Here is a 12,823-nt window from a genome sequence, read left to right as displayed (position 1 = left end):
CGTCCACGGCACCGGGTGGAACCACGGCGCGTCCCAGAACGATCGCTGCCAGGGAAGATGATCCGCCGCGTGCGCCAGGTACGCAGCCTGGGCCAGGGGATCGGCCCCGCTGTGCGCCGACGGCAGCCGGGAGCCGTCCGTCGAGCCCGACAGCAGCAACGGAACCATCCCGACCACGACGGCCACGAGCACGACGAATCCGTGCCGCACGACCGGCCGGCTCACTGCATGTACCCGATCGCGCGCAGTTGCCGCACCAGATCCGGCGACAGGTCCACGGCGCGTCCCTTCGAGGCGTTGCGCTCGCGCCACAGGTCGAGCTGCATCAGCAGCGCGCGGGCCCGCGTCGAGTCCACCGGGCTGCCGACGAAGTCGATCTCGCGCGTGACGTCGTTGCGTTCCAGTTCGAAGCCCGGAGCGCGGACCCACGTGCGCGGCGGTCCGTAGAGCAGCCCCTCGGCGAGCCACGACTCGACCGTGGCCGCCCGGCCCAACGCCAGCTCCTCGAGGACCGCGTCGTCGGCCAGGAGGCCGGAACCCTCGCGTGGATCGAAACCTTCGACGTCGAGACGATCGAGCCACCACGGCCCCACGTCGATCAGCCGTTTCGGGACCGCGGTCGCGTCGACCACCGTACTCCCGCCGATCCACAGTGGAACCTCGGTGACCGAGGGATGCAGCGTGTGGCCGTGCTCGAACCCACCGTCGTCCCAGAACTCCTCGCCGTGGTCGCTGCTCATCAACCACAGCAGGTCGCGATCGCCGCTCACGCGCGCGGCTGCCTCCAGCAGCCGCTGGCTCCAGTCCAGCGCGAAGTCGACCTCGGTCTGGTACAGACGACGCAGCGCCCGCCGGGCCTCCCCGGTGGTCACCGCGGTGCCTTCGCGGGCCTCCCAGATCGCGCGGAACAGGTCCCCTTCCATGTCTTCGCGCAGGGGATCGATCCACCGACCCGGATCCGGGTCGAGGAGCGCCCCGTCGTCGCCGCGCAGGTGGTAGGGAATGTGGGGATCGACCAGATGCACCCACAGCAGCCAGGGTCCGTCACCGGCGTCGCGTTCGAGCATGCGAATGGCGCGTGGGACGAGCAGATCGGCCGTGGCGTTGTCGCGCTCGTTGCCCTGGCGGTCGTGCCACCACTCCGCCCAGAACGACCGAGCGACCGGTTCCAGCCATTCCAGCTCGCCGAAGTGCTCGAAACGCTCGAAGCCACGGTCGAAACCGAAGCGCCGCCGCAGGTGCGGATTCGCCACCACCGCGAGCGTGCGGTACCCCGCGTCGCGCAGGTCCTCGATCCACCACGAGACCTCGGTCGAGGGCGCGCGTTCGTCGTCGGTACCGTGTCCCGTCGGAACCAAGCCGCTGAACAGCGACGCCATCGCCGGACGCGTCCACGAAGACGTCGACCACGTCGTCGTGGCCACCTGCCGGGGGACGTCACGTGTGGGCCAAGCGTCGTCGAAGTGTCCCACGGCATCGGCGCGGAGCGTGTCGATGGTCAACAGCACGAGATTCGGCCGCGGCTCCCCGCGGTGCACGGGCAGGGCCTCGGGTGCGGGATCGACGCGCAGTGCGAGCACGATCGGGGCGACCAACGCCAGGGCGAAGGCACCCCGCGCCACCCAGGGTGGCCGCTTCCATCGCGCGTCGAGGCGAGCCAGGACCACGCCACCGGCGATCGCACCGATCACGGCCAGGACGATCGGCACCGCCCAACGCAGTTCCCCCTCGGCCGTGAGCATCCACGTCCAGTGCTCGACCTCGCCGATGCGTCCGAGGGCCACCGCCGCCGTCGGGAACAGACCCGCCGCGTAGGCGGCGGTGCGGCGCACGGTTCGTGGCACGATCAGCGACACCAGCAGGCCCGGAAGGCCCACCACGGTGATGCCCAGGGCCAGGTAGGCCATCGGGTCGCCGCCACTGTCTCCGGGGATGCCCGGCGGCGACGGAGCCATCCATCGCTGCCGGGCGAACTCGACCACGCCGTACAGCAGTCCGACGAGGACCAGGCCCGGCAGCGCGGCGAACCGCGACGTGCCGGGGCGGGCGTCGGTGCCGGCGCTCATCTAGAAGGCGGCGGCCAGTGCCGTCGCCCCCTGCCGGGCCAGTTCGGCCAGCGGACCCGGGATGAGTCCGAAGTACAGCAGGGCCACGGCCGCCGCCGTCATGGCTGCACCGACCTGGACGCTCTCGCCGTCGTAGGCCTCGTGCTGCGGCTCGCGCATGTACATGACCACGACCACCCGCAGGTAGTAGAACATGGCCAGTGCACTGTTCAGCATGGCGATCACGGCCAGCGTGACGAAGCCTTCGCCGACCGCGGCCTTGAAGATGTACAGCTTGCCCCAGAAACCGGCCGTGGGCGGAATGCCCGCCAGGCTGAGCATGAACACCGTCATGGCCGCGGCCACCACGGGGTTGCGCTTGGCGAGACCGGCGAAGCCACCCAGCTCGGCGAGTTCCTCGTCGCGCCGGCTCACCAGCGTGACCAGCGCGAAGGCGCCGACGTTCATCAGACCGTAGGTGAGCAGGTAGAACAGCACCCCCTGCGCCGCTCCGTCGTCCGGCCGCGGCTGCGAGGCGATCACGCCGACCAGCAGGTAGCCGGCGTGGGCGATGGCAGAGTAGGCCAGCATACGCTTCAGGTTGGTCTGGGCGATCGCCACGAGGTTGCCGAAGAGCATGGTGACGATGGCCAACCCCACCAGCAGTGGACCGAGGGTGTCGAGGAAGGTGGGAGTGCCGGCCCAGGCCACGCGCAGCAGCGCCGCGAAGCTCGCCGCCTTCACGCCCGCGGCCATGAAACCGGCCACCGGCGCGGGCGAACCGTCGTAGACGTCGGGCGTCCACATGTGGAAGGGAACCAGCGCCACCTTGAAGGCCAGACCGATCAGCAGGAAGGTCCAGCCGGCCAGGAACAGCGGCTGCGTGGCGATCTCTCCGTCCAGGCGCACCTGCTGCAGCATCTGGTCGAGCTGCAACGTCTGCGTGGTCCCGTAGAGCAACGACATACCGTAGAGCAGGAAGGCCGAGCTGAACGCGCCCAGGATCAGGTACTTGAAGCCCGCCTCGTTGCTGAACAAGCTGTGTCGCTGGATCGCGGCCAACACGTAGAGCGAGATCGACATGGTCTCGAGCCCGACGAACAACGTGATCAGGTCGTTCGCGGCCGCCATGACCATCATCCCCACCGTGGCGAACAACACCAGCGGGAAGAACTCGGGCAACGGCTTCTGCTCGCGCGCGAAGTACACCGCGCCGGTCGCGATGCTCAGGAAGGCCACCAGCACGAAGGTCAGGTTGAAGAAGTTCGCGAACTGGTCGATGACCAGGGCTCCGCCGAAGGCACTGCCGGTGGGCGCCGTCGTGTTGGTCATCTGACCCACGATCGACATCGCCGACAGCGCCAGGAAGATCACGCTCGTCGCCGTCAGGTGTCCCTGGCCTTCACGCCGCCAGAAGGCGTCGACCAGCAGCACGGCCACCCCACCCAGGGTGAGCCAGATCATCGGCGCGATCATCTGCACGTCCGTCCAGCTCACGGCCGCACCTCCAGCTGCTCGTCGGACTCGGGATCGAGGAAACCGGCAAGTGCCGGGGCATCGGCCTGCATCTCCGCCACGCGTCGCTCGTGGGTCTGCAGCATGGCGTCGATTGCCGGCTCCATGCGCGACAGCCAGGGCTTCGGGTACACGCCCATGACCACGATCATGATCACCAGCGGCACCATCAGGGCGATCTCGCGACCGCTCATGTCGCGGAGGCCGCGGTTCTCGTCGTGCTTGACCTCACCGAAGAACACGCGCTGCACCATCCACAGCATGTAGACCGCGCCGAGGATCACGCCCAGCGCACCGACCACCGCGAACCACTGCGCGCCGGCCAGGCTCAGACTCTTGAACGCGCCCATGAGCACCAGGAACTCGCCCACGAAGCCGCTCAGCCCCGGCAACCCCACGCTGGCCAGCGTGGCGATCATGAACAGGAAGGCGTAGATCGGCATGACCTTCGCCAGACCGCCGAAGTCACTGATCTTGCGCGTGTGGCGCCGCTCGTAGATCACGCCCACCAGCAGGAAGAGCATGCCCGTGCTCAGGCCGTGGGCCAGCATGACGTAGATCGCGCCGGCCACCCCCTCGATCGACATGGCGAACAGGCCCAGCACCACGAAGCCCAGATGGCTCACCGAGCTGTAGGCCACCAGCTTCTTCACATCGCGCTGCACCATGGCCACGAGCGCACCGTAGACGATACCGATCACGCCCAGAACCGCGAGCAGGGGTGCGAACTCCTCGACAGCGAGTGGAAAGAAGGGGATCGACAGCCGGACGAGACCGTAGGTTCCCATCTTCAGCATGACGCCGGCCAGGACCACCGATCCCGCCGTGGGCGCCTCGACGTGGGCGTCGGGCAGCCAGGTGTGGACGGGGAAGACCGGCACCTTGATCGCGAAGGCCAGGGTGAAGGCCCCGAACAACCACGCCTGCTCGACGAAGGTGAACGGCGTCTGCGCCAGGGCCGCGAACGAGAAGCTGCCGGCCTTGCTGTACATGTACAGCACCGCGACCAGCATCAGCACCGAGCCGACCATGGTGTAGAGCACGAACTTCACCGCGGCGTAGATCCGCCGTTCGCCGCCCCAGATCCCGATCATCAGCGCCATGGGCAGCAGCACGGCTTCCCAGAACACGTAGAACAGCACCATGTCCTGGGCGGAGAAGGTTCCCAGCATGGCTGCCTGCAGGATCAGGTAGAAGACCATGAACTCGCGCACGCGATCGGTCACTGCCGACCACGTGCTGAGCACGATGATCGGGCCCAGGAAGGTGGTCAGCAGCACGAGCCACAGGCTGATGCCGTCGAGCCCGATGTAGTACTCGATGTCGAAGGCCGGAATCCACGGCACCCGCTCGACGAACTGCAGCGCCGCGTTGGTCTCGAAGCGCTGCAGGAGCAGCAACGAGACCAGGAAGTTCAGCAACGTGGTGACCAGGGCCACACCGCGGATCACGTTGTCGTGCACGCGTGGCAGCACCAGCAGCACGGCGACGCCGATCAGCGGCACGAAGACGACCCAGCTGAGAAGATTCGACTCGAACACGGTTCCCTCCCTAGCCGTTCATCCGTCGGGCCACGTAGATCAGGAGCACCAGCACCCCGGCCACGAAGCTGTAGGCGTACCAGCGCAACAGACCGTTCTGCACCAGCCGGACCAGCTGGCCGATCACGGCCAGGACCCGGCTGACCCCGTTGACGAGCAGACCGTCGATGATCACCGCGTCGATCGTGCGCCACAGGACCGTGTCGCTCAGACGATGGATCGGGTCGATGACCGCCGCCTCGTAGATCTCGTCGACGTACCACTTGTTCTGCAGGACCCGTTGCAGCGCGCCTCCGCCCAGCGCGGCCGCGCTCTGCGCGATGCGGATACCCGGGCCGTAGACGTACACCCCGGCGGCCAGCGCCAGGATCGCCCACAGCGACGAGGCGATGGCCAGCGCCCATTCCAGTCCGTGACCACCGTGTGAGGCCTCGCCGTGATCGCCGGCGGCGACCACCGCGTGCTCGCCCGCGTGGGCGCCCGCGCTCAGGTACTGCTCTCCGGTGATCGAGGGCTGCAACCAGTGGTACAGGTGCTTGCCCCCACCCAGGAACTCGGGAACGTTCATGAATCCGCCCACCAGACTCAGCACCGCCAGCACCACCAGCGGCAGCGTCATGCTCGGTGGCGACTCGTGCAGGTGCTCCCGCGTCTCGTCGTCCATGCGCTCCTTGCCGAAGAAGGTCAGCATCATCAGGCGCGCCATGTAGAACGCGGTCATCCCCGCCACCACGAATCCGATCGCCCACAGGACCGGACTCTTCTGGAAGGCGTAGTAGAGGATCTCGTCCTTGCTGAAGAACCCGGAGAACGGAGGCACGCCGGCGATCGCCAGGGTGGCCACTCCCATGGTGACGAAGGTGATCGGCATGTACTTGCGGATACCGCCCATGATCCGCATGTCCTGCTTGTGGTGCAGGGCATGGATCACCGACCCCGCACCCATGAAGAGCAGGGCCTTGAAGAATGCGTGCGTGAAGACGTGGAACATGCCGATGTAGTAGGCACCCACGCCGCAGGCCAGGAACATGTAGCCCAACTGCGAGACCGTCGAGTAGGCCAGCACCTTCTTGATGTCGTTCTGTGCGAGCGCGATCGTGGCCGCCAGCAGTGCGGTCAGTGCCCCCACCACCGCGATCACCCCGCTGGCGACCGGTGCGATGTCGTAGAGGAAGCCCAAGCGCGCGACCATGTACACGCCCGCGGTGACCATGGTCGCGGCGTGGATCAGGGCCGAGACCGGAGTCGGACCGGCCATGGCGTCGGGCAGCCAGACGTACAGCGGGATCTGCGCGCTCTTGCCGGTGGCCCCCACGAAGAGCAGGATGCCGGCGAGTGTCGCCACCGGGGCCAGTACGTCGAGGTGATTGGCCAGGACGTCGTAGGCCAACAGGTTCTCGCCCGGCGCGACGTGGCCGATCAGTGCCTTGGCCAGGACGAACATACCGATCAGGAAGCCGAAGTCCCCGATCCGGTTGACGATGAACGCCTTCTTGCCCGCCTTGGCATTGGCCTCGTCGCTGAACCAGAAGCCGATCAGAAGGTAGCTGCAGAGTCCCACGCCCTCCCAACCCACGAAGAGCAGCAGAAGGTTGTCGGCCGCCACCAGGACCAGCATCGAGAAGACGAAGAGGTTCAGATAGGCGAAGTACCGTGAATAGCTGGAGTCGCCCTTCATGTAGCCGACGCTGTAGACGTGGATCAGCAACCCCACGCCGGTGACCAGCAGCATCATGGCGGAACTGAGCGGGTCGGCCGTGAAGGCCACGTCGACCGACAGATCGCCGATCGGGATCCAATTGTACACGAGGTCGTGCAGCGCCCGTTCGGCCCCGGGCATCGCCCGCAGGTCGAAGAACACCTTCACCGACAAGGCGAAGGCCGCCGCCACGCTGCCGACGCCCACGAACGACACCACACCCCGCGGCAGGCGGGGTGCGATCAGTCCGTTGAAGGCGGCGCCGAGCAGCGGCAGAAGCACGATCCAGCGCAGGAGATCGGTCTCGTGCATCGGCTACTCCATCAACTGGCGGAACTCGTCGACGTCGACGGTGTCCCGCTTGCGGAAGATCTCGACCAGGATCGCCAGCCCCACGCCCGCCTCGGCGGCCGCGACGGCGAGCACGAAGAGCACGAAGACGTGCCCGTGCATGTCGTCCATGTACCGGCTGAACGAGATGAGACTCAGGTTCACCGCCGTGAGCATGAGCTCGACCGACATGAACATGACCAGCGCATTGCGCCGGAACACGACGCCGAGCACACCGATACTGAAGAGGATCGCCGACAGGCCCAGGTAGTGCCCCAGGCCGACCTGGACGGCGTTCGTCAACGCAGTGAGATCAGGCATCCGACGCACCTCCGGCGACGCTCTCACGTGCTCGCGCCACCGGGGTGCGGGGGCTCGAGAAATGGGTACCGCGCGAACCCGGTGCCTGCCGGCGGGCCAGCAGGACCGCCCCGATCACCGCGATGGTGAGGAGCAGGCCGGTCAGCTCGAAGGGGAAGATGTACTCCGACAGCATCAGTTCGCTGACGGCCTCGATGGTCCCGTGACGACCGTCGACCTCGGGGAAGGGTACGCGCTCGCCCCCCGAGAGGCCGATCATGAACCACGAGATCCCGACCACGGTCAACAGCGCGATGCCGTAGAGCACGGGATTGGGCTTCGAGATCGCTCGTTTGGTCTTGCCCAGGAACATGGTGACGAAGAGGAAGAACACCATGATCGCGCCGGCGTAGATCAACACCTGGAGCACCGCCATGAGGTGCGCGCTCAACGTGGCGAACAGGGCCGCGACGTTCAGGAAGCAGAAGATCAGCCAGAACGCGCTGGTGACCGGATCCTTGCGGGTGACCATCGCCACCGCCGAGATCACGGCAACGGTGGCGAAGAGGTAGAAGAACAACCCTTCCATCAGCGCTTCACCCCATCGGTGGTGTTGTTCAGCAGGAAGTCGATGTCGACCACGAAGGCCTCACGGCTGTCGGCGGCCAACTCGAAGATCCCCGTGTCCATACGAATGGCGTCACAGGGACAGGCCTCGACACAGAGACCGCAGTACACGCACCGCAGCAGGTCGATGTCGAAGCTCTCGGGAGCCTTCTCGACGTCGGGCCGGTCGTCCTCCTTGGCCACGATCGAGATGCAGTCGGCCGGGCAGATGGTCGAGCACATCTGGCACGACACACAGCGCGGCGAACCGTCCTCGCGCTTCATCAGGCGATGGCGCCCCCGCAACCACGGACCGTACTCCGGCTTGGCGTCGGGGTACTCCAGGGTCGGCATGCGGCTGCGGTCGAAGATGTTGGCCAGCAGGTGCCGCATGGTCACGCCGAGCCCCTTGAGGATCTCGAAGACGTAGACCGACTCGCCGGGACGCATACGCGCGCCCTTGCCGCCGGTGATGGCCTTGGGACCGTGGATCGAATACGGCATGACTCTTCCCCCTACGATTCGAGCAGCAGGACCACGAAGGCGGTCACGAAGAAGTTCACCAGGGCGAGGGGGAGCATGAAGTTCCAACCCAGGCGCATGAGCTGGTCGTACCGGAAGCGCGGGAGTGTCCAGCGCACCCAGATGAACAACCAGGCGAAGAAGATCGTCTTCAGGACGAAGGTTCCGACCTGTGTCGCCGTCGCGTAGTGCATCGAGGCGGGGCTCCCGGGCTCGATCGCCCAGGGACGCCCACCGATCAGGAACAGCACGCCCCCGATCGCAGCGGCCAGGAAGACCACGCCGATCACCAGGGGTTCCTTCTCGCGGCGATCACCGAGGGTGTACCTGATCTGGCCGTAGTGCCGGAACAGCGCTCGCGTGAACAGGAGCAGCAGCGCGACGGCCACCACGACGGTCCCCGTGAGCAGCGGGCCCGCGTTCGCCCGCAGCGTCTCGGTCCCCATCCACGGCACCTGCCAGCCGCCGAAGTAGAGCGTGGCCACGATCGCCGCGCCGACGATCATGTTGGCGTACTCGGCCATGAAGAACAGGGCGAACTTCAGGCTGGAGTACTCGGTGTGGTAGCCCGACACGAGCTCGCTCTCGCCCTCGGGCAGGTCGAAGGGATTGCGATTCACCTCGGCGAAGAGCGCCACGATGAAGATCAGGAAACCGACCGGCTGGATGACCACGCCCCAGGCCGGGAGGAAGCCGAACAACAGCTCGCCCTGCCCCTGCACCATGTCGCTCAGGCGGACGGTGCCCGTGGCCAGGATCAAGGACAGCACGGCCAGCCCCATGTTGATCTCGTACGAGATCATCTGGCTGGTGCTACGGATCCCACCCAGGAACGAGTACTTGTTGTTGCTCGCCCAACCGGCAAGCACGATTCCGTACACGCCGAGACTGGTGATCGCGAGGATGTACAGCACCCCGACGTTGAGATCGGCCACCTGCAGGTTGATGACCTGATCACCCAGGTAGAGTTTGTCGCCGAAAGGGATCACCGCGAAGGTCAGCAGCGCGACCACCATGACCAGGAACGGCGCCAGGTGGTAGAAGAAGCGGTTCACGCCGGCGGGGATCACGTCTTCCTTGAACACAAGCTTCAGCACGTCGGCCAGGGGGTGGATCAGCCCACCGAGCCGAAGCCCCAGGATGTTCGCCCGGTTCGGTCCGACGCGATCCTGGATGTAGGCAGCGCCCTTGCGCTCGGCCCAGATCATCGCGGGCAACAGCCCGATGATCACGCCGAGCATGAAACCGATCTTGCTGAGCGTCCAGCCGATCTCCTCGAGTCCCGTCACGCCTGCGCCTCCTCGCCACCGCTGGGGGTCGGTTGCACGGATCCGGCGTCGAGCGCGACGCCCTGCGGGCCGATCCCGCCACTGATCGCCCCGAAGCCCTCGACGGTCGACGCGATCTCGCCCCGCACCCCGGCGGTGTCCGCCCAGGCGAAGGTGTGCCCGAAGACCTCTCCGAGGTCGCGCACGATGCGGATCGTGTCGCGGGCCTCGGCCGGCCCGGGGAAGGCCGCGTTCAACGCCTGGGCGCGGCCGTCCTTGTTCACGAAGGTCCCGAGCTTCTCGGCGTACTTCAGCGTGGGCAGCACGACCTCCGCCCGGTCGCTGGTCGCCGTACCGTCGGTGGCGATGGTCACGACGGCGGCGAAACCGTCCAGCACCGAGTCCTCGGCGGCAAGGCCCGCGAGGTCGTTCTCGAGCACCACGAGCACGTTCTCCTGCGTGGCCGCTTCGCGCAGCTGCTCCACCGTGAACTCGCCAGCCCCCAGCCGACGGATGCCCTCGGCGTTCGGCGTGCGATCGGCACTGAACAGGATGTCGTCGCCCTCCCCCGTCTCCGTGCCGCTCAGGCGTGCGCCCAGCCACCGGCCGTCGACGGCCTCGGCCAGGCGACCCAGGGCGTACAGCTCCTCGAGCGTGGCGTGCGGGCTCCCCGCGAAGACCAGCGTCCGGCTCTCGGCGAGTTCCAGCACGCGACGGTAGGCGCGCTCCCACCAGCTCTGCTCGCGCTGCTCGCCGACGCCGACGGTCGGGTGTTCGAGCCGAGCGTCGGTCACGATCCGCTTGTAGAGCAGGCGCCCGTGGTCGCACATCCAGTAGTCGTTCACCTCGGGGTTCTCGCGCGGCTTGAAGCGGTACGCGGTGCCCTCGTTGTGATCGATGGTCATGTTGCAGCCAGTCGCACAACCGGGGCAGACGCTGTCGGTGACGTCGAGCCACCACACCCGCTTGCGGAAGCGGAAGTCACGACTGGTCAGCGCGCCCACCGGGCAGATGTCGACGGTGTTCAGCGAGTAGTTGTTGTCCAGGGTCTTGCCCGGGGCGACGTCGATCTCGCTGTGGTTGCCGCGGTTGAAGATCCCCAGCTCGTGGGTCTTCGTGATCTCGCTGGTGAAGCGCGTGCAGCGCGCGCACAGGACGCAGCGCTCGGCATCGAGCATCACCAGGTCGCCGATCGGCTTCACTTTGCCCTTGTCGATCTTGTCGTCGATGTCGATCTCGGCGTCGTACAGGCCGTGATCCATGTAGAAGTCCTGCAGAGAGCACTCGCCGGCCTGATCGCACACGGGGCAGTCGACCGGATGGTGCAGCAGATGGAAGTTCAGGATGTTCTGCACCGTGCTGCGCACACGCGGGGTCTTCGTGTTGACGACCATGCCGTCGCGCACGGCGGCGTTGCAGGCGATCACGAGCTTGGGCACGCCCTCGATCTCGACCTGACACATGCGGCACACGCCCGCGATCGACAGACCCGGGTGGTAGCAGAAGTGCGGCAGCTTCTCGCCGTTGGCCTCGGCACAGGCCTCGAACAGGTTCTTGCCCTCTTCGAATTCGTGCTCGACGCCGTCGATGGTGATCTTGGCCACTGTCGCTCCCTCCCCCAGCTCAGCGCGGCATCTCGGCGGCGCTGGTCGTGGGGATGTACTCCTCGGGCTCTTCCATTTCGGGCAGAAGGGCCTCGAACTCGTCGCGGAACTTCTTCACGAAGCTCTGCGCGGGCATGACCGCCGCGTCGGCGAGCACGCAGATGGTCGTGCCCATCATGTTGTTGCCGATGCGGTCGAGCAACTCGAGGTCCTTGGGCCGGCCCTCACCGCGCAGCATGCGGTCGAGGATCATGTCGAGCCAGCCGGTGCCCTCGCGGCACGGCGTGCACTGACCGCAGCTCTCGTGGTGGTAGAACTGCAGGACGACCTTCAAGAGTTCGGGCATGCTCGCGTCGTCTCCGATCACGATGCATCCGCCCGAGCCGAGCATGGTGCCGTGCTCGGCGAAGCTCTCGTAGTCGATGTTGCAGGCCAGGGTTTCCTCGGCGGTGAGCACCGGAACCGACGAACCGCCCGGAATGCAGGCCTTGAGCTCGACGCCGTCGAGCATGCCCTGGCAGTAGTCCTCGCCGTAGATCAGTTCCTTCATGGGCAGGCCCATGGGGACCTCGTAGTTGCCCGGCCGTTTCACCGGACCACTCACGCTCCACAGCTTGGTGCCGGTGCTCTTCTCGGTACCGATCGCCTTGTAGGCGTCGGCGCCGTTGTTCACGATCCAGGGCACGGCCGCGACGGTCTCGACGTTGTTGACGATCGTCGGGCAGTCCAGGAAGCCGACCACGGCCGGAAAGGGCGGCTTGATGCGCGGCTGACCCTTGCGACCCTCGAGGCTGTTGATCAGCCCCGTCTCCTCGCCGCAGATGTAGGCGCCGGCACCCTTGTGCACGATCATCTCGAGGTCGTAGCCGCTGCCGAGGATGTCCTTGCCCAGGTAGCCCTTGGCGTAGGCCTCGTCCACGGCCTCCTGCACGCGGTCGACCAGCCAGCCATACTCGCCGCGGATGTAGATGAAGCAGTCGTTGGCATTGATCGCGTAGCTGCTCAGGATCGACCCCTCGATCATCATGTGGGGGTCGAAGTCCATGATGTAGCGATCCTTGAAGGTCCCCGGCTCACTCTCGTCGGCGTTCACCAGGAGATACTTCTTCTTGTCGGTGTCGGGCACGAAGCCCCACTTCACACCCGTCGGGAAACCCGCGCCGCCGCGGCCACGCAGGCCGGAGTCCTTCACCAGCTCGCGCACCTCGTCGGGGCTCATCCCCCCGCTCGTGAGGGCCTTGCGCATCGCGCCGTAGCCACCCCGCGACTCGTACACGTCGAGGGTGTGGCTGTTCTCAACGTCCCAGTTGGCGCTGAGGATCTTCGGGAACTCAGCCATCGCGCCTCCACTCGTCGATCAGCTCGTCGACCTTCTCGGGGGTGAGGTACTCGT

The 12,823-nt window shown here is 66.7% G+C and carries 11 protein-coding genes; all 11 read right to left on the bottom strand.

Annotated features, from left to right (window positions below; genetic code table 11):
- On the bottom strand, positions 1-225 hold a 225-nt coding region (locus tag VKA86_12190), incomplete at its 3' end, for a hypothetical protein (GenBank protein ID HKK71972.1).
- On the bottom strand, positions 222-2,066 hold the full coding sequence (locus VKA86_12185) for a sulfatase-like hydrolase/transferase (protein HKK71971.1): 1,845 nt from the start codon (positions 2,064-2,066) through the stop codon (positions 222-224). The genes VKA86_12185 and VKA86_12190, both read right to left, overlap by 4 nt.
- Positions 2,067-3,542, bottom strand: coding sequence for an NADH-quinone oxidoreductase subunit N (locus VKA86_12180; protein ID HKK71970.1), 1,476 nt, complete (start codon positions 3,540-3,542; stop codon positions 2,067-2,069).
- Positions 3,539-5,101: an NADH-quinone oxidoreductase subunit M gene (locus VKA86_12175; GenBank protein ID HKK71969.1), complete on the bottom strand. Its 1,563-nt coding sequence runs from the start codon at positions 5,099-5,101 to the stop codon at positions 3,539-3,541. The genes VKA86_12180 and VKA86_12175 overlap by 4 nt, the downstream gene beginning before the upstream one ends.
- Before the next feature lie 10 nt (positions 5,102-5,111).
- Positions 5,112-7,112 carry an NADH-quinone oxidoreductase subunit L gene (nuoL, locus tag VKA86_12170; GenBank protein HKK71968.1) on the bottom strand — a complete coding sequence of 667 codons (2,001 nt, stop codon included), beginning with the start codon at positions 7,110-7,112 and terminating at the stop codon, positions 5,112-5,114.
- A gap of 3 nt (positions 7,113-7,115) precedes the next feature.
- Positions 7,116-7,451: an NADH-quinone oxidoreductase subunit NuoK gene (nuoK, locus tag VKA86_12165; GenBank protein ID HKK71967.1), complete on the bottom strand. Its 336-nt coding sequence runs from the start codon at positions 7,449-7,451 to the stop codon at positions 7,116-7,118.
- Complete coding sequence (locus tag VKA86_12160) at positions 7,444-8,019, bottom strand: NADH-quinone oxidoreductase subunit J (protein HKK71966.1); 576 nt, start codon at positions 8,017-8,019, stop codon at positions 7,444-7,446. Before VKA86_12160 ends, nuoK begins: the two co-directional genes overlap by 8 nt.
- Positions 8,019-8,540: an NADH-quinone oxidoreductase subunit I gene (locus VKA86_12155; protein ID HKK71965.1), complete on the bottom strand. Its 522-nt coding sequence runs from the start codon at positions 8,538-8,540 to the stop codon at positions 8,019-8,021. The genes VKA86_12160 and VKA86_12155 overlap by 1 nt, the downstream gene beginning before the upstream one ends.
- A gap of 11 nt (positions 8,541-8,551) precedes the next feature.
- Positions 8,552-9,847, bottom strand: coding sequence for a complex I subunit 1 family protein (locus tag VKA86_12150; GenBank protein ID HKK71964.1), 1,296 nt, complete (start codon positions 9,845-9,847; stop codon positions 8,552-8,554).
- Positions 9,844-11,430 carry a 2Fe-2S iron-sulfur cluster-binding protein gene (locus VKA86_12145; GenBank protein HKK71963.1) on the bottom strand — a complete coding sequence of 529 codons (1,587 nt, stop codon included), beginning with the start codon at positions 11,428-11,430 and terminating at the stop codon, positions 9,844-9,846. Before VKA86_12145 ends, VKA86_12150 begins: the two co-directional genes overlap by 4 nt.
- A gap of 19 nt (positions 11,431-11,449) precedes the next feature.
- A complete protein-coding gene (nuoF, locus tag VKA86_12140; GenBank protein HKK71962.1) occupies positions 11,450-12,769 on the bottom strand; it encodes an NADH-quinone oxidoreductase subunit NuoF in 1,320 nt (439 codons plus the stop codon).
- Positions 12,770-12,823 lie beyond the last annotated feature (54 nt).

The sequence above is a fragment of the Candidatus Krumholzibacteriia bacterium genome (assembly GCA_035268685.1).
In the GTDB taxonomy this organism is placed as follows: Bacteria; Krumholzibacteriota; Krumholzibacteriia; order JAJRXK01; family JAJRXK01; genus JAJRXK01.
Note: the sequence above shows the minus strand (reverse complement) of the source record. Positions and strands in the feature narration are given on the sequence as shown.

What these genes read in the sequence shown, in the direction of transcription:
- nuoK (HKK71967.1), bottom strand. Translation starts at nt 7,451, where the DNA reads ATGCCTGATCTCACTGCGTTGACGAACGCCGTCCAGGTCGGCCTGGGG.
- VKA86_12155 (HKK71965.1), bottom strand. Translation starts at nt 8,540, where the DNA reads ATGCCGTATTCGATCCACGGTCCCAAGGCCATCACCGGCGGCAAGGGC.
- VKA86_12185 (HKK71971.1), bottom strand. Translation starts at nt 2,066, where the DNA reads ATGAGCGCCGGCACCGACGCCCGCCCCGGCACGTCGCGGTTCGCCGCG.
- VKA86_12160 (HKK71966.1), bottom strand. Translation starts at nt 8,019, where the DNA reads ATGGAAGGGTTGTTCTTCTACCTCTTCGCCACCGTTGCCGTGATCTCG.
- nuoF (HKK71962.1), bottom strand. Translation starts at nt 12,769, where the DNA reads ATGGCTGAGTTCCCGAAGATCCTCAGCGCCAACTGGGACGTTGAGAAC.
- nuoL (HKK71968.1), bottom strand. Translation starts at nt 7,112, where the DNA reads ATGCACGAGACCGATCTCCTGCGCTGGATCGTGCTTCTGCCGCTGCTC.